Raw genomic sequence first — 22,420 nt, 5'->3', positions numbered from 1 at the left:
GGGAAAGCATGGCCGCAAACTTTTTTAAGATCGCGTTCTCATCCTTTAATCTCAGATTCTCTTTACGAAGTCTTTTCAATTCTTCGCTTTCCTTTAGCTGTTTATCCGGAAGTGGTTGCTCTGTTTCCTTCTTTTTCAAATGCTCGGCCTTCCATTGTCTCAATACAAAGTAGCTAACTCCTAAGGACTCTGCTACTTCTTTTATTGTAAACGATCCGTTTAACGTCCGGTTTACCGCTTGTTCCCGAAACTCCGGCGAATATTTTCTTCTTCCTTTCATTCTCACCTTTTACCTCTATTCTTGGAAAAAAAGGTGTCTACTTTTATGTTACTAGGTCAGGTAGATTATCCTTTGGTTCCGATCCCGGAAGGCCGTCAGGTCCAGCAGTTGGGATCGGAAAGAAGGGATGATTATCTATCTCATCAGACTTATCCCAACCGAAATGGAAATAAGTTGTTTCCTATAGCACACGAACTACTAAGCAAACAGACTGAAGTAAAGGTCCCTCAAGATCTGAACTTAAGTATTACAAATACTTTCACTCCTTTCGCATCCACGAAGTCATCTTCCCAATCACCCTCACGTCCTAAACCACTGACAGAAGAACAACTGAAAGAGAAACGCAAGAACCCAGCAATCAACATCGACTTCTTTACTGGACTGACTAAGAAGATCCTGAATGATTTCTACCCGAAATATTGTCCCAACTGTCCAGGCAAACTGCTGACTAAGGAAATCTCAACTCAACCTGAATTGATCCGTTGTGAGGGATGCAGATATCTGACTTCCCGAATTAGTTATACTCCATTGCATCACTTCAAATTACCCCTCTGGATGTTTGGATATGTCTTCCTAGAAAGTATGATTCAGCACCCAAAGGTAGTTACCTCAACTGAGATCAGCAAGAGACTGAGAATTTCTTACAAGGGCGCGGCAAGCTTAAAGAAACGATTTCAAGTCTTTGCCTCACAGCAACTTCCTAAATATCAGAAGCTAACATATGATGCACTCGACAGAGAGTTCAAAGACTTTTCCCTTCCACCTGATGAAGATACTGATATTACAGAAATCATGGAAAATCGTCCATATGTATGCGCTGATACAGTAGTTTTGTATTCAGCAAGTCAGAGAGCCAATCAGGGACGTAAAAGATACAGACATGCTGGTTCAACCGCTTCAATCTATCTCTCAGACAAGCTTGGAGGAAGGCAAGTTGGAACCTTGGCTCATACAATTGCTGTGAAGCAAGGTCCTGTGTTCTTTCACTCTGTTCCGAATCAAAAGATGAACACGTTAGGTCCCATCATCCAGAATCACCTACCTTTACAAACTCCCTTGATGACGGATGAAGGGTATCCTTGGCTTTGGAACATCTACAAAAGCCACAGAAGTGTAAATCACTCAGCTCACTCTAAAGATGCTCGTTACAAATGGGCAAGAAACAGATGGAGTAAAAATGGAGTCCACAACCAAGTAGCCGAAGGCAATCACAGACTTTTGAAAACAGCATTCTCTTCTTACTGTTACATTCGTCCTGAGAACTCTACTCGTTATCTCAACGAATTTAGTTTTTTAAAAAATGCTCATGTGTTTGGGTTGGATGTGATTTGTGAGAATGGAAGTGTTGGCGCTAGTGATGATGTGCGGATGGTGCTGTTGTTGGTGAGACGAAGAGATGTGGTAGATTATCCTTTGGTTCCGATCCCCGAGGGCCGTTAGGTCCAGCAGTTGGGATCGGAAGGAAGGGATGATTATCTCAGTACTTCGTTTATCAATTTTCCAAGTAAACTATCTTGAGTTTGAACCGTCTTTTGATTTGCTTCATAAGAACGATTGACTTCGATCATTTCGACCATTTCGGTAACAACGCTCACGTTAGACGCTTCGAGATAACCCTGTAAAACGGAAGGTTCGTCCTTAAGATCAAAAGGAACCGGTTCCCCGGACTCTGGGGTATCGGCATAAAAAGAATCACCTTCTTTATCAAGATGACGTGGATTTTCAACCGTACGAATTTTGATTTTATCCAATAATACAGGAGTTTCGAAACGATTCTTATCGATGGAAGTTCCGTTCACAGGATCGTTGCCGATTTCTCCGTTGATCCAGACTTCGCCGTTTTCCTTAATCAAAAAATTTCCTCTTGCAACTCGGATTGGGCCGTTCTCACCTAACAAAGGAAAACCCTGTGGAGTGACAAGAAAGCCGTTGGTGTCCATCACGAATGCACCGCTTCTGGAAAGTCTTTCGCCTCTGTTTGTCATAACGGAAAAAAATGCTGGATGTTCGCTACCGGGTTTGTCTTGAAGCATCAAATCAAAAGGATTTTCTGTTTTTTTGACGGCGCCTTGTTCGAAACGAGTATAAACTTCGTTTACTTCTCCGCCTAACCCTAATTTACCGATTACAGGCGCAGTATCAAAGGAACCCATAGGAACCTTACCAACACCATCCTCGTCGAAACGGTGGAGCAGGAGTTCGGGGAATGTTTTAAAAATTGTGGTGTCTCTTTTAAAGGCGGTCTTATCGACGTTAGCGAGATTGTTCGAAATCACGTCCATTCTAGTTTGCTGGATAATCATCCCGTTTGCGCCTGTATAGATTCCTCTAAGCATATACTTCTCCTGAACATTTTAAAGATCGGAAATTTTTTAAAATCACATAACAATTTTGAAGACATAAATGAGAGAAATTAGGAAGAAATTACTGATCTCAGCAGAATTACTTAGATTCTGTTAAAAATTCCAAAGAATTTGAACGATAATTATTTAGAAATTTTTAATAGAACGCAGTAATTCCTACAAAACCGTATATTTTGGTAATTTGCGAACTTTCAAACAGTTCTTAATATGTTAAATTTTCGTATGAGTTCCCACATTTTGAGATTTTGGCACTGGTTCTAAAAACGGTGTGGTTTGTGGAAATTTACACAGAAGTTTCAGTTAAAAATACAAATTTGAATTAAGAAAATCTTAAAGAATAAAAAACTCAATGCAAACGAGGACAGTAAGAAGTGCTCCAATTTTTTGGGAATTTAAATTCAATGTTACTTCCTGGGCTCAATGAAACTCAATGCATTGCTCTTGAATGCCAATCTAAACACCAATCCATAAAAGTGTTTGCTAAATCCAAAGAGGCATTCGCTAAGATTTAAGGCCCGCTTTGTAGATTGTGTTTTAGAGTAATATAATAATTGTTTTCACGACTTACGTTAAAAATTAATCGGCAAAAATACGATTTTTGTGGGAACTCTTACATTTGATAAAAAATAAGATTCAAAAATAATTGATTCTAACGTGAGTTCGCCGTAAGGAATTTATGATTCTGAAAAAAGTTGGAATTTGAACTTTACAGATCGATTCTTTAAATCTGGGAACTACCACAATTTATAAAATAGAAGTTTATAACAATTCAATCTGTCGTTATTCAAGTGTGGAACTACCACAAAACTTAGGTTTTTTTGTAAAATGATGTGGGAACTACTGCAAACCACGATTTTACAAACGAATTCTAAAATTGTAGAAACGTATACTTTTAGAAAATTTTTCTCATTTTTTGTAGGTGAAGTCACATTAAAATAGAATAATCTAAATTCTGGCTTTTAAAACAAAGACCCAATTCTAAATTCAAGGACTCTATGTAGGATCAGTAGGAAAAATTCGCTCTTATGGATTTTTTTTACCTTTGAGTGTAATGGATAAATTACAGTTTTCTAAAGAACTTCCAGTCTTCAGTTTAAAATCTTGTTTTAATTCCGAAAGAACTTTTTCTTGAAGTTTAGAATCCAGACTTATATCGTAGATTTCTCCCGTTTTTTCGTCGATCGCGTGATGATGATGGATTACGTTTGAGTCATATAAAGTAATTCCAGATTTTAGTTCTAAAAGATTTACAATACCTTTTTCTGCAAATAGTTTCAAATTATTGAATATAGTGGCACGAGAAGCGTTTGGCATATGTTCATTAATCAACTGAAAAACCTGATCGGCGGTGAGATGTTGAGGTTTAGAAAGTAATAGGTTTGCCATTTGTAATCTTTGTACGGTGACGTTGATTCCTGCATCCTCTAAAATTTTTTTGCTTCTTTCGTAAGAATCCTTCATACGATCATTTTTTTACAGGGTTAAATTTTTGTCTATAATTTAGACCTATTCTAAAAAAAGACTTGGACTAATCTGTTTTAAATGTAAACTTAGTCTAAATTAAGAATAGATTTAATATTGAATGAAATGAGTTGAATTATAAATTAATATTTAAAATTATAGATTAATATTTCAAATAAATGGTGTTTATGAAATAAATTTTTAATTTTAAAGAATTTGAGAAATTTAAGCTCTTTTTGTTAAAACAGAATATGAAAGCGATTCTAAAAACAAAATGAGATCATTTTGTTCGGTCCATTCTAAGGAGTGGAATCATTTTACAAAATAATCCATTTCAGAGACAGTTTCGACTCATGAAAATTTGATATTTGAGTAAAGCCGCTTCAAAACGTTTTTAACTTTCTTACAAGGGAGTTTGTAGAATCGGATTCTTTTTAAATGAACTATAACTGGATTGGGGTGTATTACACAAACGATGATTTATGGATCAATCAACTGAAATTCAAGGAAAGAATATTTCTGATAAAACGATTCCGAAATTTTCCAAAACCTGGATTGAGTATCAAAAAAGTATGCAGTTGGAAAATCCATGTTTTGATTCTGCAAGACGTGGGGATATAAATGCTCTCAAACAACAAATTGTTTCTTTGAAACACTTGGACGAAAAAAATCGAAAAGGTCACACCTTATTGATGTTAGCTGCTTATAACGGGTGGGAGGAAGCAAGTCAATTTTTGATTTCTCAGGGTGCGGATGTAAATTCTACGGATCAAGAAGGAAATTCTATATTGATGGGAGCAGCTTTTAAAGGTCACGTAAGGATTGTGGAAATTCTTTTAAATGCTGGAGCTGATAAGAATTATAAAAACTCAAAGGGTCAGGATGCATTTCAATTTTCTAATATGTTTGGTAGAACGGAAGTAAGTAATCTTTTGAGCGGATCTAAATCTTCTCGATTGAAAAGGTTCTTAACTTTTTTCAAATCTTGGATCTTATATATCGTTCAATTTACAAAAGGAGAAAAATAATGAGTAGAAAAACCCTTACTACAGCTGGAGGTCATCCGGTTTCACAAAATCAACATTCTTTAACCGCCGGACCTCGAGGGCCGGTTTTAATTCAGGATACACATCTGATCGAAAAACTGGCTCACTTCAATCGAGAAAGAATTCCAGAGAGAGTAGTTCATGCAAAAGGTGCTGGGGCTTATGGAACTCTGACCATTACTCAAGATCTTACAAAATATTCTAGAGCTTCTATCTTTTCCAAAAAGGGAAAACAAACTTCTCTTTTTCTACGTTTTTCTACAGTGGCAGGGGAAAAGGGTTCTGCGGATACGGAAAGAGATCCGAGAGGTTTTGCGGTTAAATTTTATACGGACGAAGGAATTTGGGATCTTGTAGGAAACAATACTCCTGTATTTTTTGCTAGAGATCCTTTGAAGTTTCCTGATTTTATACATTCACAAAAAAGAGATCCTGTCACCGGTTATAAAAACCCAATTCGTATGTGGGACTATTGGGCTGGGTCTCCCGAGGCATTTCATCAAATCACCATTCTTTTTGGAGATAGAGGAATCCCGGACGGCTATCGTTTTATGAACGGTTATGGAAGTCATACTTTTGGACTTTGGAATTCTAAAGGAGAACGTTTTTGGACTAAGTTTCACTTTAAATCTATGCAAGGAATTAGGAATCTAAGTATGGAAAAAGCATCTGCGTTAGCCGGAACTGATCCAGATTACGCGACTAGGGATTTATTTGAGGCGATTGAAAGAAAGGAATTTCCAAAATGGAAGTTTTGTGTTCAGATCATGCCTGAAAAAGAAGCTACAAAATATAAATTCAATCCATTTGATCTTACCAAGGTTTGGTCTCATAAAGATTATCCTTTGATAGAAGTAGGGGTTTTGGAATTGAATTCTAATCCTAAAAATTACTTTGAAGAAGTAGAGCAGGCCGCATTTTCCCCTTCTAATATGCCTCCTGGAATTGGTGCTTCTCCAGATAAAATGTTACAAGGAAGATTATTCGCATATCCGGATGCTCATAGGTATCGTTTGGGGATTCAATACCAGCAACTTCCTGTAAATAGACCTAAAAATTCTGTAAACGTTTATCATAGAGATGGTCGTACTCGATTTCAGTGTGACGGAAATTATGATAATTATGAGCCAAACGGTTTTGAAGGACCTGTGCAGGATTCTTCTTATGCAGAACCTCCTTTGAGTATTTCTGGAGATATGGATCGTTATAATTCTCATATAGGAAATGACGATTATTCTCAAGCGGGAGATTTATATAGATTGATGAGTGTTGAGGAAAGGGAAAGATTGACTTCTGCGATCGCTTCTACGATGCATAATCTTCCTAAACCTTTACTAGAAGCCAATCTAAAACATTTCCATCTTTGTGATCCGGAGTATGGAGAGCAATTGGCTGCAAAAGTAGGTCTTGCTCTGAGTCGAGTTTAAAAAAGTGAAAGATAAAATTCACGAATCATTTTTTTAAATACAAATTGAATAAGTTTTACCTATTTAAAAGAGGGTTTTTGGAATAGTTAGTTTTTTATTTTAAAAACAGATGTGAATTAGAAACTTTTCCAAGACCCTTTGTGTTTTTTACGTTCGTCTAATGAAAAGTTATATATCTTTCTGAAAACAAATTTGTTTAGCTCTTTAAATTCAATTCTCTTTTTTAATACATTCTTTTTTTTGAATCTTAACGCAGAAATCTTTTCAGCTTGACTGTTAATAGAAATCGATCAATATATTATCCTAATTTTCATTCTACTTGATCGGAAAGGTCAAGGCGATAATTCAAATGCCATGCTTTCGCGTGTCAGACTCTTTTAAGAATTCGAAATATTGATAAACGATGATTCACATTCTTAAAGCTATTTTAGAACAGGCACACGCAGGATATTGGGAAAAAAATTTTTCTGAAAATAAAAGTTATTTGAGCCCTGGTTGGAAATCTATGTTGGGCTATCAAAAAGAAGAATTGGAGGACTCTATATCAGCTTGGCAGTCTCATATTTTTCCGGAAGATCTAAATCCAATTCGTAACGAATTTGAAGATTATTTAAAGACGGACCTGAGTCAATCATACGAAGCGGATATTCGTTTTTTACATAAAAACGGAAACATCATTTGGTTTAAATGTACTTGTAAGGTAGTAGAAAAAGATTCATTAGGAAAACCGATTCTAATGATTGGAACTTACTTTGACGTTACAAAATCCAAAAAAATAGAATCCGAATTACAACACACCGTTGACCGTCTTGCTCTTGCCACTCAAACGGCGAGGGTAGGAATTTGGGATCTGGATTTTACTTCCGGGAAAATATCTTGGGATGATACTATGTTCGAACTTTATGGAATTACTCGAGAGAAATTTTCAGGAACCGTATTAGACTGGGAGTCTAGTTTACATCCGGATGATTTGGAAAGATGCAGATCGGAATATGCAGAAGCTCTTTCTGGAGAAAAAGAATTCGACACTCAGTTTAGGGTAGTCTGGCCGGATGGTTCCATACATTTTATTAAGGCGATTGCAATCGTTCAAAGAATGGCTTCTGGAAAACCTTTTCGGATGTTAGGAACGAATTGGGATATTACCAAACATAAAAACGCAGAAATTGCATTAAAAGAAAGTTATGAACTGACTAAAGTATTTATTGAAAACGCTCCTTCTGCGATTGCTATGTTTGATACGAACATGAAATATATGGCCGCTTCCCAACAGTGGCTTGTTGATTATTATTTGGGCGGAATAGAAATTATCGGTCGTTCTCATTATGAAATTTTTCCTGAAATTGGAGACGAATGGAAATCGATTCACCAAGAATGTTTACGTGGAAGGGTAATTCGAAAAGAAGAGGAAGCTTTTACCCGTTTAGATGGAACGGTTCAGTGGATTATCTGGGAAGTAAGACCTTGGTATGCTTCTCCCAATGTAGTAGGCGGTATTTTGATGTATACCGCAGATATTACTACTCTGAAACGAAAGGAGTTCGAAAGAAGTAAGTTGGAGGAAATTCTAACCAGGACCAACGAAGCCGCGCAGATAGGATCTTGGGAATTGGATTTAGAAACGAACACAAGAGTTTGGAGTAAGGTGACAAAAGCGATTTTCGAATTGCCAGAAGATTATAAACCGGATGGTAAGGAAGTAGGAAATTTTTTTAGGAATGAAGAAGATAGAAAAAAGTCTGCGGATATTTTGACGGAATCGATTCAAACGGGCAAACCGTTTGACGTCGAAGTGGAAATTTTGACTGCAAAGGGAAATGTAGTATGGACTCGATCAATTGGAAAGCCGGAGTATAAAGATGGAAAGTGTATTCGTGTTTCAGGTACATTTCAGAATATCCAGGAACAAAAATTAAAAGAACTGGCTCTTCAGAGAACTTTAGATCTATTAAATAATCAGAATGAAAGATTATTAAATTTTGCTCATATAGTTTCGCATAATCTCCGTTCCCATTCTGGAAATATATCAATGCTTCTTAAAATTTTACAAGAATCTAAAAACGAATCTGAAAAAGAGAAGATGATACAATATATCGCAAAGGCTTCGGACAGTCTGATGGATACGGTTTGGAATTTGAACGAAGTAGTTTCAATTCAAACGAATAAAAATCTTCAAAATGCTGAAATTAGTCTTAGAGATTATATCGAAAAGGCGACTCAGACGATCGGAGGAGAAATTCAGAAATATCAGGTTCAAATTCATAATTTAGTTTCGGATTCAATTCGAGTTCGTTGTAACGCATCTTATATGGAAAGTATTCTTCTAAATTTTCTTACAAATGCTGTAAAATATAGACATCCGGATAGAGTTCCAGAGATCACTTTAAACGCGGAACGTCAAGAGAATCGGTTGATTCTTAGTATTAAAGACAATGGTCTTGGGATCGATATGAAAAAATACGGAGATAAACTTTTCGGGATGTATAAAACTTTTCACAATAATAAGGACGCTAAGGGAATCGGATTATTTATCACTAAAAATCAAGTAGAAGCCATGGGTGGGAAAATTGAAGTGGAAAGTCGGTTGAATAATGGAACTACTTTTAGAATCATTTTTCTTTGAATTGTAAATGGAATAAAGTAAACTTTGAACGTGGGAACTCTTAACAAAATTAGGACTTCTTTGAATTATTTATGGATTTAAAGTATAGTAATAGTATAAATTGCTAATACTAGAAATTTTGGGATAGACTCTTTGTATAAAAAATTAATTTATAAAAGAATTTGCCACTTGTATTATGATAATTGAATTTACTAAAAATCATTTTTTATTCTTTGGTATTTTCTGTTATCGTTTAAATTTTTCTTTTTAAAAAAATAGTCTATAGTTTTACAAAGAGTTTATTAGGGATAAAACCTCATCAAAATAGGTGTTTCTTGAAGTTGTATTTACATGATTACGAAAAGAAAGTTGGGAATGATCTAAGTTTTTAGAAAATTGTTTGGCTCCTGGGAGTTTAGAAGACATCTTACCGCTTGTAGAAGTCACAATTCCGTCGCTTTTGTTTGTAAAACTAGGACTTCCGTTGGATAAAAAATTACATCCGATAATATAAACGGATTCTGAACCTGGATGATTGTTGCAAACATTCATTTCTCCGTAAAACGCAGTTATCCTTGAATCTTTAGAAGATTCTTCAAGAAGTCTTTCTAAATATGGATTGAACGCTCCGCTGATAAGTTCATTGATCGGAACCTGATAAAACGTGCCTAACGCATTTGTGTAGGCTAAGTCCTTTCCTCCTTCCGTACCGGTTAAGAAGGCCATAAGTTCGCCTAACGTTCCAAAATTTCCTTGGTAACTAGTAGAAGCAAAAGGAGAACCCAGATAAGGAGTTCCTAAACTGACTATAAAATCAATCACGTCTTTTGTATTGTTTGAGTGATAAAGAGCGGATCTACTTACAAGACCTCCCATAGAATGAGCGAGTAGAATTACCTTGTCTTCGGGAGTAAAAACCGAATTGAGTTTATCGATAAGTCTTTTTCCGTTGTTTTCTATATAATCGGAAGTTCGATACGTAAACGTATAAAGCTCATATGAGTTCTGAACCCCCGAAATATTTTGAGAATACATTTCTAATACGTCATCCCAGGTTTCTCTAATATTAGTTACCTTTGCGAGTTTATCCGTGGGGGAATCAGAGTTTTTTTCTTGAAAGTCCCAACCATGAATTAAAACAATTTTTGGTTTATTTTCTTTTGATTCTGAAGTGGCTACAGCAAATTGATCCGCACTCAATTGACTTTTTAAAGTTACAAAGGGAATTGGAATGAACTTATAAAGTTCGTGATTGAATTCTCCCCAAAATAAGACGGTCAAAGTTTTTAATAACTCTTCTGCGGTGTTTTTATTTTTAGAAGGTTTTAGTTTATCCCAAGATGAATTATTACAATAGGAAAATAAACCCAGACAAAAAAAGAACATAAGGAAATAAAAGAAAATTCTAGATGATTTCATGCCCTTTACGAATATGTAAAAAATTAAAAAATCAAGAGATAATTTAGAAATTTATAAGAATCTTAAAATTAACTGCTAATTCTAAGAAGAATTGAAATAAATAAATTTTGAAAAATCCTTTATCAGAGAATTATAAAATTTTCATGATTCGAAAATTTGTAAACGGATCTATCGTTCTTATCTGCACGTTAAAATAAATCCATAGGACGGTTAGACGTTTATTTTTCGAACATACTTAAATTACTGGAATTCGTCTAAAAATTTTATGATAGATCAATACTACTGATAGTGATATAACAGAATATCTAATATTTTGCATTTACTACTCAGACGTATGAAATGATGTTACTGATCTCTATGAGTTTAATTACTGTAAATTTTGTCGCAAAGCCTCGTTTCAGTGTAAAATATTTGATACTTTATTCTATAGTTTTGAGTAAAAATGAACGGTATTTTTTAAAAATATAAAAGTCCTAGTGGAGTTGTGTCAAACTCAGGATTGCTGGCTTTTTTGAAGGATCTTATCACATTCTAAATTTTGAAATAAGCGGTAACTTAGTATTTTTTTCATACGTCTGAGTAGTAAATAGACTTTTGCGATAAGGATTCGTGATGTAGCTCTTGAGTAAAAAATGATTTTTATTAGAATTACTGAATGGTGAATTTGTATAAACTTTTATAAAACTGGATTTTTCTATAAAAAGAATATAAGTTGATTACCACAAATCGCAATTTTATAGATAAATTATGAAAGTGTAGAAACTCAAACGTTAAGAAAATTCTTTCTTTTCTTATCCGAACTTACGATTTACGATTCTATCTAAAACGATCCCAGTGGCAACGGTCACATTCAAAGAAGAAAGATTTCCGTACATTGGAATTCTAAGTACAAAGTCTGATTTTTCCATAAGAATTCTTTTGATACCCTCTCCTTCGTTTCCCATTAAAATTACGAGTTCATTTAGATCGGGTAGTTTAGACCAGTCTTCTGTTCCACGATCGCTTGTAGAAACAATCCAATATCCGTTTTCTTTTAAAAGTTCTAAAGTGTTGGCAAGATTTTTAACTGTAAAAATTTTTAAAAACGAAAGTGCGCCTGACGCGACTTTTTCGACAACAGGAGTGATTCCTGCAGATTCTCTTTCGGGAAGAATGATGTTTGTAACTCCGAAACATTCAGCGGTTCTAAGTATATTTCCTAAATTTCCGGGATCTTGGATTCGATCTAAAATTAAAAAAGCTCCTGGTTTTTCGGAAAGGAATTCCTCTAGATTTTTTTTGTCGAATGTAGTTTGTTTAGAAGGGGCTTTTAGTGCTACAATCCCTTGGTGGTTTCTTCCGGGAACGAGAGAATCTAATTTAGAAACGCTTACTTTATGAACTTGAACAAAGGAAGGTATTTTGTTTAATATTTTTTCTACAATTTCTGTTCCAGGATTTTCCTTTATATACAATTGGATAAAAGGATATGAATGTTCCTTTCCTAGATTGGCCTCCGTAAGTTCAATCAGAGTCCTCTTTCCAAAAATGTATTCGGGCTTAGCTATTTTTTCCTCCAGCGGATTCCTTCTTTTGTATCCTCTATCAAAATTCCTTGTGCTAAAAGTTGATCCCGGATTGCGTCGGATCTTGCAAAATCCTTATTTTTTCTGGCAATTTGTCTTTCTTCGATCAGAGAATCGATTTCCGAATCGAGCAAATCCTTTTTAGATTCAAAATTGAGAACTCCTAAAATACGATCAAAATATGCAAGAATTTGAATATATTCTATTCTTTGTTTGGAATCGGACTGGTTTGTATCCAACAAGGAATTGATTTGTTTTACCGATTCGAAAACAACCGCCAAGGCTTTGGAAATATTTAAGTCGTCTGCCAAAGATTCTTCAAATTCTTTTTTCCAAGTTTGTACAAATGGGATCGAAAATAGAAAGTAAAAATCCGCTTTTATATCCGGTTCTAATTCTAAAATTCGATCTAAACAATTTTGGATTTTACGAATATTTGCGGAAGCTTCAGCGATTCTATCGGTTGAAAAATTTAGCTTAGAACGATAATGAGTAGAGATCAAAAGAAAACGGATCGCTTTAGGATCTAAACCTTGTTGAATAAGATCGCGTAACGTGTAAAAGTTTCCTTTGCTCTTGGACATTTTTTGACCGTCCACGAGAAGGTGCTCAGAATGCAGCCATGTTTTTACAAAAGATTCTTCTGGAAAGGCTCCTTCGGATTGTGCGATTTCATTTTCATGATGCGGGAATAAAAGATCTACCCCGCCGGTATGAATGTCTACTCCACTTCCATATACTTTTCGAATCATTGCAGAACATTCTAAATGCCATCCTGGGCGACCAGTTCCGACTAACGTATACCAAGAAGTTTCCCCTTCTAATTTAGGACTTTTCCAAAGAACGAAGTCTCTTACGTCTTCTTTTTCGTATTCGTCGGTATCATAACGAGTACCTGTTTTCATTCCGGAAGTATCTATCTTACTGAGTTTTCCGTAGTTTTGAAATTTCTGGATCGAAAAATAAAGGCTTTCGTCTTTTTCGTAGACGAGCCCTTTTTTTTGTAGTTTTTGAATGATGTCTACCATTTCAGGAATAGAATCTGTTGCCTTGGGATAGTGTTCTAAAATTTCAGCAGAAACTGTTTTTAAATCTTCGAAGAATGCTTTTGTCCAAGGTGCTGTAAATTCTATGATGCTTTTTTTAGATGCAATTGAATCACGGATGATCTTGTCGTCTATATCGGTGATGTTCATAGTCATATCCACTCCATATCCTAATAACTTGAGGGATCTACGTAAAACATCTACGAAAAGAAACGCTCGTAGATTTCCTATATGAGCAAAATTATAAACAGTTGGTCCGCAGGAATATACGGTTACACGATTTGGATCGGAAGGGGAGAATTTTTCCTTTCTACCCGAAAGTGAATTGTAAAATTGGATTTCTATCATTCGGGAAAGAAAATTTCCCTCACAAATTCCAGGTTGGCACCATTTTGTTTTTCGTCTTTGAAACCTGCTTCGTTTCCTTCTGTAGGATAAACTTGCATTCTTTTGTCGCAGTTTAAGTGATTGAAAAAAGCAAAAATAGATTTAGGATGCGAAATTCTGTCTTCCATTCCAACTGAAACCAGAGTAGGAACTTTGATTTTTTTAGAAAAGTTTATACTATCATAATATGCTAAACTTTTTTTCATTGCGGTTTTTTTGGTTTTAAAGCTGTTGAGCTGGGTATCTATTTCTTTCATCCAACTCTTGTCTAGTTTGAGTTGATTATCGTCTATATGACAAAAATTAGGAGTTTCTAATATGAGTCCTTTGATACGGTTTGTAAAGGCGGCTCCAAAGGCGGCTAGAGAAGCTCCCATCGATTTTCCGGCTAAAATAATTTTATCTCCGTCGATACCGTCTGTAAGTCTTAAAAATTCTACGGCTCGGATTACGTCTAAATATAATCCCTTCATATAAAAAGAGTCTTTTCCGTCTAAACCCTTTGTAAAATAACCGGGGGTCCAATCTGGATCGGGGAGTTCTCCTTCTTTGAGTAAGGGACGAATCAATTGAGAACCGTGACCTCTTAGATCTAAAATGAGCTGAGCGACTCCAGTTTCTGTAAGTCCTTTGATGATACCGGGTCTATCTTTTCCATAGTCGTGAAAATAAACTACTACTGGAAGATCCCCTCTTTTTCGAGGGATGACCAAGGTTCCTGTAAGGATTGCATTTTCCCAAGATTGAAAGGAAATATCATAGATAGTTTCCTTAATAATCGAACCTTTGAGAAGTGCCTTAGATTGTTTTTTAATCGGAAAGTTTTTTAAATCCCGGATTGCCTCGGACCAAAATTCTTCTAGATCACTCGGACTATGAAGCTCCGGATAGGTTTGAAAACATTCGTCAAAACTGATCGCCATCTGGAAACATCGTTTTCACTTTACCGGTGGTGTAAAGTGTTCTTTTGCTGAATAAAGAGTCTGTAATAAAAGTACTGCAATTGTCATCGGACCAACTCCACCCGGAACAGGAGTATAAAAAGAAGAACGATCCTTTGCTTTAGAAATTTCAATGTCTCCTATATTGCCTGGATTGTAACCTGCGTCTAAAAGAATGGCGCCGTTAGAAATCCAATCCGCCTTGATAAATTCAGGTTTGCCTACTGCGCCTATGATAATATCTGCGTTACGAACGATGTCAGGGAGATTCTGGGTTTTAGAATGACAGAGTGTGACAGTTGCATTCATTTCAGTAAGAAGCATCGCCATTGGTTTTCCTAAAATAGGAGAACGACCTACTACTACTGCATTTTTTCCTGCTACATCAATTCCATATTCTTTCAATAAAAGAACCATACCGTACGGAGTACAAGGTAGATAGGTTTCCACTCCCATAGAAAGTTTTCCGAAAGAAAGAGTAGTGACTCCATCCACGTCCTTATGAAGAGCGATCCGATCAAAGGCAGCCCTTTCGTCGATTCCGGAAGGAGTTGGATGTTGAAGAAGAATTCCGTCCACGTTGGGATCTGAGTTGAGTTTATCTATAACGTCTAACAACTCTTTGGTGGTGGTTTGTTCTCTAAGACGGATCATCTCCGAACCCATTCCTACAGAATGACAGGCTTTGACTTTCATAGAAACGTAGATTTCGGAAGCTGGATTGTTTCCCACTAAAATTGTGGCCAGTTTTGGAATTCTAAAATTTTTAGTTTTTCGTTCTTCAATTGCAGAACGAATTTCTTCCTTAATTTTTTCGGAGAGTTTTTTTCCATCTAAAAGAACTGGATTCATACTTCTCAGGATTTAGAGACTGTCTTCTCTGTCAGGTAAAAAATATCCTTTCCGGTGGAATCAAAACCGTAAAATGGGTTCATGTCTGAAACTCCAATTGTAAGTAATCATGATTTAGGAAAGTATGTGGATCAAAAGGTGGTCATCCAAGGTTGGGTGCACGGAATTAGAGGAAGCAACGCTAGACAATTTCTTTCTCTTAGAAACAGCGGAAAAATTTTACAGGTGCTTGCGGAAAAGGAAATTTTAGGAGAAGAAGTTTTTCAAACCGTAAAACATCTTCGTCAGGAAACTTCTGTAACCGTAATTGGAAATTTGGTGAAAAATGAAAAGTCTCCGATCGGATTCGAACTCGTAATGGAATCGATTCAAATCGTAGGGGAATCTGAAAATTATCCGATTACTCCGAAAGAACACGGGATTGATTTTTTAATTTCTCAAAGACATCTTTGGTTACGCTCTTCTAAACAATTGGCGATTTTAAGAGTGAGGGACAATCTTTCTTTTGCGATTCGGAAATACTTTCATGAAAGAGATTTTTTACTGATAGATACTCCGATCCTTACTGGGTCTGTGGGAGAAAGTGCGGGTACTTTATTTTCTACGGAATATTTTGATTTAGGAAACGCGTATCTAGCACAAACGGGACAACTCTATTTGGAAACTGCAATTTTTGCGCATAACAAAGTATTTTGTTACGGCCCTACATTTCGTGCGGAAAAGAGTAAAACTAGAAGACATCTCACTGAATTTTGGATGGTAGAAGCCGAAGTAGCATTCGCAACACATGCAGAAAATCTAAAGTTACAAGAAGACTTTGTAAAAACGGTCATTAAAGAAACGGTTCAAAATTCATTCCAAGATTTGAAAGTATTGGAAAGAGACCCGGCTCCATTACTTGCGTATTTAGAAAAAGATTTTCCGGTGATCGATTATACAAAGGCACTTGAGATTCTACAATCCAAAGGAGAAGATATAGTTTGGGGGGACGATATTAATTCCGAAAGAGAGCAAATATTGACTGTGGAATTTGGAGGTCCGGTTTTTATCCAAAAGTATCCAAGGGAAGCAAAGGCATTTTATATGAAGGTCAACCCAGAAGATCCTAGGACTGTGTTAAACGCGGATTTAATCGCACCGGACGGGGTGGGGGAAATTATAGGTGGTTCAGAAAGAGAGGAGAACTACGAAAATATAGTTCAACGTCTCAAAGAGGAAAAACTTCCCGTGGAATCTTATGACTGGTATTTGGATTTGAGAAAATACGGATCTGTTCCCCATTCCGGTTTTGGTTTGGGCTCGGAAAGATTGATCGCATGGATCTGTGGGTTGGCACATGTAAGGGAATGTATTCCTTTTCCGAGGATGATGGAACGACTTTATCCTTAAAACGCGATCCATAGAGCGTTTTGCTGAGTTCAACGCGATCCATAGATTAGTATGATTCTTGGACGTAAGACAAGTCGAAGTGTGATACTCTTGAATCGACGGAGTCAAGAATGCCGGGGCGGCCTTCACGTAGCCGTTGTTTTCTCAGCTGAGATGAGTATCCCTTATACCCTAGGAGTTATTTTGGCGAATCGCTCGCAAATTGCATCGTTTCCAAGGCTCGCGAACGCGCTTTTCGCTCCAGTCAATAAATTAGAGGAAAAAAATGTGAAACGATCTTTCGCCGTCGGTTACAATTTATTGACTCCGCTGCAATCGCTTTCGCATTCGTGATCCCGATTCACTTTTTTTCAGGATTTTCTGCCTAACCCATCCGATAAGAAACATAGAGGTTATCCTATGGGTCAGAATTTAGCAGTGTCCAATCCGTCTTCTATTGAAGAAACCGCTTGGGAATTATTTGAAACTGGTTCTTATGAAGAAGTAATCGAGATTGCAAAAAAAAATCCGAATCATGTTTTTTTAAATCATTTGAGTGGGATTGCTGGGTTTGAATCTGGCTCCAATTACGAAATCAATTATTTTCTAAAGGGTTCTTCGGTTTTGACACCTCTTTTAGAAGCATATCTTTTGAAAGAATCTGGAAAGTCCAGGGAAGCAGCCAAAAAGTTTTTAGCATATTTTAGGTCTTCTTCGGTTCCTGTTTCTTATTCGATTTTAAAAACAGGGATTTTAGTAAGCGAAGACGCGGTGGATTTCAAAACTGTTTTGGATCTGATTTCCGTTTATAAGATTCGTTTTTCAGACGATTCTTTTTGTAAGTCTGAATTTTTTTCCAACTATCATCTTAGAAATTATAAAGAGGCCATTCAGGTTTTTGCTGAAAATGTAAAGCGACTTTCGGAAGAAAGAGACGTTATGGGTGCATTAGGGCTTGCTTTTGTTTATATGGGAAAATTCGACGAAGCAAAGTCAGTTCTCGAAAAAATTCCAGGTTATGAAGAACTTCCAACATTTGACGAAAAGAAAAAAGAATTTTCAGAAAAAATTGCGAGTATTCCTAAAATGGAAGCAAAACGAAAATCACTTTCGATACAGGAATTGATCGATTTAGGTTTTGCTTATCTTTTTTCAGAAAATTTTAAAAAGGCTGAAGAAGTTTTTAGTGAGTTGGTTGCGGTTCATCCGTAAAAGCTTTCTTTTTTAAAAGAAGTTTAAAATTGGTTCAAGTTAGATAGAATTGTAAAATGTTATTTTGTAGAATCAAAAATTTAGTATGTATGAATTCTCTAAAATATTGATTTACTTTTATTTTTTGAATTAAAGCGGTAGCGACTTTGTCAATTGAGATTTTTAAAATAGACTAATTTCTCGCTCGGAACTATATAATAAAATACCCAGTATTTTACACTTCAGTAATGTAAATTTAGAGTAAGAAAGTTCGGGTAATTGGTGTCGCCGGACTACACTTTTTGTTCCAATCAATAACTTGCATGAAAGAAAAGTAATATTCGTTTTAAGTTATAATTTATTATAGAAGCGAGACGCTGAGTTTGAAAGAGCGTTCTGCTGGGTTTTTCTACGCATCAATTGTTTTCGCAGTGGATTCTATTAGAAATGTATTAATCGATATTTCGTCACAAATATTTATGGATATTTAATTTTATAGAGATCAGTAGTATAGTAAAGTTTTTGCATAAGAATTATTGAAAGATTAATTCTCTATCCGTTTTAGTTGTATTGCTACCAGGACGCATGAAAATAGTACCAAGTTATTAACGGCTGAATTTATGAAAAAAATAGTGGTACTTAAAAAATATCGCAAATTCGGGATTTACTTGCATTTTAAAGCAGGATCAAAATATTCAAATTTTTGAAACAATCTAACTGTATTCTATTCATGCGTCCGAGTAGTAAAATGGACAATTGAAACAATTTTACTCATTTCCATTATGGAATTTTCAACAACTCTATTTAAAAATTTTTTATCATATTATTTTATAAAATTCAAATTATTACTCGGACACATGAAAATAGTATTAAGAACTTGTCCCAAAACCTCAAGATGTGGGACTCACACAAAAATTTAACAATATTAGAATTACTTGAAAGTTCGCAAATTACCAAATGTGACGGTTTTTGTAGGAACTATTGTGTTTTATTAAAAATTTCTCAAGAACTATCATATAAATTCTTTAAGGTTTTGGACAAGTTCTAAGATGAAACTGTCGCAAAATTTAGAATGGGGCTACTTTGAAACTCTAACAATTCCGGCTAAAACACAATTTTAGGAACTCCTTCATTTTTACAGAATGGATCGTCAATTTTTGGTATTGATTTTCATATATTCGAACAATAATCGTGAATCTATTCTAAAGCTTTAAAAGAAAGTTGTTTTGGATTTAGACTGAAACGTATAACTTTTATCATTTTACAATTGAATACGAAAATTAAAAACCTTCTTTTATGCACTTAATAAATGATGAAAGTTATTGTATTGAAAATACAACTACAAAAGAAGAGTTACTTTCATTAGCCAATAATTTAAAAATTACTCATATAGAAATAAGAAGCGATAAAATTAATTCTTCTATTTTTGAACTTCTCAACGATCAAGTGTTGGTTCGAAGACCTGAGATTCATTTTTGGATTCTTGCAGGAACTCGTCGATGTGATCTCTCTTTTTTATCAAAGTTGAGTGATTTGAAAAATTTGCATATTCGATGTGTGGAAGTGAAAAATCAAGAGACTATTTCTAATTTGTCGAAATTGAAATTTTTGGAAGTGGACATATTTGGTATGGATAGTTTTGATTTTTTATCATATCTATCAAATCAAATTGTAACACTTTTCTTAGGACCAACTAATTCTAAAAAACCAAATTTAAGATTTTTGGAAACCTTTAGAAATTTAAGAGATTTGCAGATAGATGGGCATAATAAAAATATAGAAGTAATTTCAAAATTATTAGAAATACAAAATTTGACTCTTCGGTCGATAACGAGTTTGGATATTTCTTTTTTAGAAGAATTAAAAAATCTGAATATTAAGTTAGGTGGAATTTCGGATTTAAGTGCAATTTCCGGAATGAAACGGATTCAATATCTAGAATTATGGCAAATCAGAAAACTCGAAGATATTGGAGTAATTTCCTCTTTACAAGGATTGAGAGAATTCTTTTTACAATCTTTACCGAATGTGTCTAAAATTCCCTCCTTGGAAAAATCTGAAAATTTAAAGACTATAAGATTGGAAAATATGAAAGGTCTCAAGGATTTTAAGTTTCTTTCAGATGCTCCTGCGTTGGAAAAATTTATTTTTGTAGATTCTAATTCTCAAGATCCAAAAGATTTACTTCCTCTGTTTAAGAATAAAAGTTTAAAAGAGGCGCGTGTAGGTTTTGGTTCTGATAAAAAGAATAAAGTATTTAGGGATTATTTAAATCAGTATAATTTGATAGAATGTTGGTAAAGGTATTTCACGAGCGATTTAGTTATTTAAAAGTTGAAAAATAGAAAAATTTTGAGACGGCTTTTGGATCTCAATTTGTAAAATTAAATTCATCGGTTTCTTTTAAAGTTAAATTGGTAATGGGCTTATTTGATTGATTTTTTCGATCCTGTAATATTAATCCCATAGGTTTTTATTACGAAGCTTTTGAATGAAAAATGTTGATATAGCTTTGACCGTAATGGAATAACTTATATGATTATTAAATGTCGGGTTCTCCAATAAATGAGTTTGATCAGTTTAAATTTTTATAATATATTTTTTGGATTGTTTGATTCGGAGATTTTTACAAAAAACAATTTTTGGATCATTTTTGTTTCTCGAAATGGATTTTATAGATTGTGGAAAATCTTACAAAATATTTTTGTTTAAAATCTTTTTAAAAGAATTGCGGTTAAAATCTTTTTTTGTGATTTTATCCACGATCGGAAAATGAATGTTTGAAATTTTAGTTTCAATATTTTCTGTATCTTATTTAGATTTCTAGGAGAAATTTAAAGTGTATTCTCATATTTTAAAATCTAAACGATTTATTTTGATTCTTCTTTGTTGTGCGATTTTAATTTTCGTAGGAGTCAAAATTTTTATCAGTAAAAAAGAATGGATGACTCAAAAGTCCGGATTTAAAAGAACTTCTATTCATTGGCCAAAGGACTGTGATTTTATTGCTCATATTCCAGAAGAAAGAAATAAGTATCCAGAATTAATTTGTGCGGATGCTCTGGATCAATTAAGGGCGCAGCTTCCGAATGACTGTCAATACAACGAACTTGCATTAGGCGAGGATGGCTTTATGAGTTATCATCTATATGCAGATTTTTTAGGTTATTCACCGATTCAATTTTTTCCACTTTCCGAAGGTAAATTTTTAGGAGAGTTATTATGTTTATCTGCACCTTACAATCGTTATAACGTTTATTTTATATACGATGAAAATTCCATTCCTGCAAAAACTAAAATTTTAACGTTTCAAACCTTTGACTTTGAAGAGAAAAACGGATTTGTTCATAAGGAAAGTTTTGAAAGTCAAAGTATTATAAGATTTTTTAAACCAGAGTCTAAGGAGTTTATATCTTTTATAAAAATGAGAGGAATGGGTGATTGTGGAACGTATTTTCGTTACGGTCTTTCCGAAACTGAAAAGCCGATTCTTAAGGAGGTTCGCGTTAAATTGGAGTGTGATGGATTGTATTCTTATTCGGCGGATGATATTCCGCTTCAATGGACTGAAATTTCTGTAGAACCATCATTTTGGAAGAGGCTTTTATGGTGAATTAGAGTTTTTTGATATTGAATCTAGGCGTTTTTTATTCTTTTAGATAGTATGGGTATTTATTTGTCATTGGGTTTGGTTCAAATTGTAATTCTCTCGAAATTAGATTTTGTCTCCTGTCAATCTTCCAAGTCATTTTGTAAGTCCAGTGAAAGCTAGGAACTCCTGGGTTCAAAGTTTTCACAAAAAAATCTTCTTTTCCACCAAGATCCTCCAGCCAGAGCATATAATTAAAAAGATAACACCTCGAAACACCATGAGCCGCAGCCAAGACACCCAAGGTCGCCCAAACCCCGGTATGAACCCGAACACTAAACTTCTTCATCTTACCAACGCCCCGATTGTATTTGATTTTACCCGCCCGATCATGCAGACGTTTCATAGAAACGATCTGCTTGGAATATTTTCTCAATAAAAAGGGAAGTTTACTCCGAAGAGCTTTTTTTTCTTGAGCATTCAAACGATTCCAATAAACATCTGGAACCAAAAGAGAATCCGTTCCAACCGAACTTTCTACCAGAGCAGACTCGATTTTTTGACCGTCATCCAACAAAAGAATGTCCATATTAGAAAACGGTTTTTCGAACTTTCCAAGCAGAACGATTTGTAGAAAAAATTTTAAAAAACAAAATAATCTAACATGAATTCAGGGAAAGAAATTGGGCGAATCCGGCTTGCTACAAGCAGCCGGACCGGGCTCTCAGCTCTAGTCAATAAATTGCATATAGGAAATATAATACAACAATCGCATTTAGTTTCAATTTATTAACCTCGCATCGATCCCTTTCGCGTTATTATAGAACGCGATCTGTCGAACGACCATAGAAGTGAGACGCTGAGTTACTTCGAACGACCATAG

General features: G+C 35.0%; 15 protein-coding genes and 2 pseudogenes. 8 read left to right on the top strand and 9 right to left on the bottom strand.

Annotated elements, in window-relative coordinates; genetic code table 11:
* A pseudogene (locus BW942_RS15015) lies at nt 1-280 on the bottom strand (transposase); the annotation flags it as partial.
* Between the two features lie 135 nt (nt 281-415).
* Between BW942_RS15015 and BW942_RS15010 the strand changes: the two are divergent.
* Nucleotides 416-1,752 (top strand): annotated as a pseudogene (locus BW942_RS15010) (transposase); the annotation flags it as partial.
* Here the strand turns inward: BW942_RS15010 and BW942_RS15005 are convergent.
* Nucleotides 1,753-2,616: a flagellar hook-basal body protein gene (locus BW942_RS15005; protein WP_000943783.1), complete on the bottom strand. Its 864-nt coding sequence runs from the start codon at nt 2,614-2,616 to the stop codon at nt 1,753-1,755.
* Nucleotides 2,617-3,666: 1,050 nt separating this feature from the next.
* Complete coding sequence (gene perRA / locus BW942_RS15000) at nt 3,667-4,104, bottom strand: peroxide-responsive transcriptional repressor PerRA (RefSeq protein ID WP_000655406.1); 438 nt, start codon at nt 4,102-4,104, stop codon at nt 3,667-3,669.
* Nucleotides 4,105-4,586: 482 nt separating this feature from the next.
* Here perRA and BW942_RS14995 point away from each other — a divergent pair, with 482 nt between their 5' ends.
* From BW942_RS14995 to BW942_RS14985, 3 genes are all read left to right on the top strand, one after another.
* A complete protein-coding gene (locus BW942_RS14995) occupies nt 4,587-5,132 on the top strand; it encodes an ankyrin repeat domain-containing protein (RefSeq protein WP_000372824.1) in 546 nt (181 codons plus the stop codon).
* A complete protein-coding gene (locus tag BW942_RS14990) occupies nt 5,132-6,577 on the top strand; it encodes a catalase (protein ID WP_000088214.1) in 1,446 nt (481 codons plus the stop codon). The genes BW942_RS14995 and BW942_RS14990 overlap by 1 nt, the downstream gene beginning before the upstream one ends.
* 403 nt (nt 6,578-6,980) lie before the next feature.
* Complete coding sequence (locus tag BW942_RS14985; protein ID WP_000581337.1) at nt 6,981-9,200, top strand: PAS domain-containing protein; 2,220 nt, start codon at nt 6,981-6,983, stop codon at nt 9,198-9,200.
* A gap of 267 nt (nt 9,201-9,467) precedes the next feature.
* Here the strand turns inward: BW942_RS14985 and BW942_RS14980 are convergent, their stop codons facing one another.
* The 5 genes from BW942_RS14980 to folD form a co-directional block, all read right to left on the bottom strand.
* The gene (locus BW942_RS14980; RefSeq protein ID WP_000842773.1) at nt 9,468-10,598 is read right to left on the bottom strand and encodes an esterase/lipase family protein; all 1,131 of its coding nucleotides are present in this window, start codon (nt 10,596-10,598) and stop codon (nt 9,468-9,470) included.
* Nucleotides 10,599-11,389: 791 nt separating this feature from the next.
* Nucleotides 11,390-12,157 carry a 23S rRNA (guanosine(2251)-2'-O)-methyltransferase RlmB gene (gene rlmB / locus BW942_RS14975; protein ID WP_060589244.1) on the bottom strand — a complete coding sequence of 256 codons (768 nt, stop codon included), beginning with the start codon at nt 12,155-12,157 and terminating at the stop codon, nt 11,390-11,392.
* Nucleotides 12,142-13,557 (bottom strand): cysteine--tRNA ligase, encoded by a 1,416-nt coding sequence (cysS, locus tag BW942_RS14970; RefSeq protein ID WP_000570129.1) that lies wholly within the window; start codon nt 13,555-13,557, stop codon nt 12,142-12,144. The genes rlmB and cysS overlap by 16 nt, the downstream gene beginning before the upstream one ends.
* Complete coding sequence (locus tag BW942_RS14965) at nt 13,554-14,519, bottom strand: acetylxylan esterase (RefSeq protein ID WP_001007972.1); 966 nt, start codon at nt 14,517-14,519, stop codon at nt 13,554-13,556. Before BW942_RS14965 ends, cysS begins: the two co-directional genes overlap by 4 nt.
* Before the next feature lie 15 nt (nt 14,520-14,534).
* On the bottom strand, nt 14,535-15,389 hold the full coding sequence (gene folD / locus BW942_RS14960; RefSeq protein ID WP_002970862.1) for a bifunctional methylenetetrahydrofolate dehydrogenase/methenyltetrahydrofolate cyclohydrolase FolD: 855 nt from the start codon (nt 15,387-15,389) through the stop codon (nt 14,535-14,537).
* Between the two features lie 81 nt (nt 15,390-15,470).
* On the opposite strand from folD, the gene asnS reads away from it, so the two are divergent.
* From asnS to BW942_RS14925, 4 genes are all read left to right on the top strand, one after another.
* Nucleotides 15,471-16,778: an asparagine--tRNA ligase gene (gene asnS / locus BW942_RS14955; RefSeq protein WP_000005292.1), complete on the top strand. Its 1,308-nt coding sequence runs from the start codon at nt 15,471-15,473 to the stop codon at nt 16,776-16,778.
* Between the two features lie 399 nt (nt 16,779-17,177).
* Nucleotides 17,178-17,969 (top strand): tetratricopeptide repeat protein, encoded by a 792-nt coding sequence (locus BW942_RS14945; protein WP_000531352.1) that lies wholly within the window; start codon nt 17,178-17,180, stop codon nt 17,967-17,969.
* Between the two features lie 1,275 nt (nt 17,970-19,244).
* Nucleotides 19,245-20,249: a hypothetical protein gene (locus BW942_RS21545; protein ID WP_000550173.1), complete on the top strand. Its 1,005-nt coding sequence runs from the start codon at nt 19,245-19,247 to the stop codon at nt 20,247-20,249.
* A 538-nt stretch (nt 20,250-20,787) separates the two neighbouring features.
* Nucleotides 20,788-21,561: a DUF1176 domain-containing protein gene (locus BW942_RS14925; RefSeq protein ID WP_000286838.1), complete on the top strand. Its 774-nt coding sequence runs from the start codon at nt 20,788-20,790 to the stop codon at nt 21,559-21,561.
* A 34-nt stretch (nt 21,562-21,595) separates the two neighbouring features.
* On the opposite strand, the gene BW942_RS14920 is transcribed toward BW942_RS14925, so the two are convergent.
* The gene (locus BW942_RS14920; RefSeq protein ID WP_000353651.1) at nt 21,596-22,126 is read right to left on the bottom strand and encodes a DUF1564 domain-containing protein; all 531 of its coding nucleotides are present in this window, start codon (nt 22,124-22,126) and stop codon (nt 21,596-21,598) included.
* Nucleotides 22,127-22,420 lie beyond the last annotated feature (294 nt).

Origin of the sequence: Leptospira interrogans, from assembly GCF_900156205.1 — a bacterium.
Classification (GTDB): Bacteria; Spirochaetota; Leptospiria; order Leptospirales; family Leptospiraceae; genus Leptospira; species Leptospira interrogans.
The sequence above is the reverse complement of the archived record's forward strand: the minus strand, read 5'-3'. Positions and strand labels throughout refer to the sequence as shown.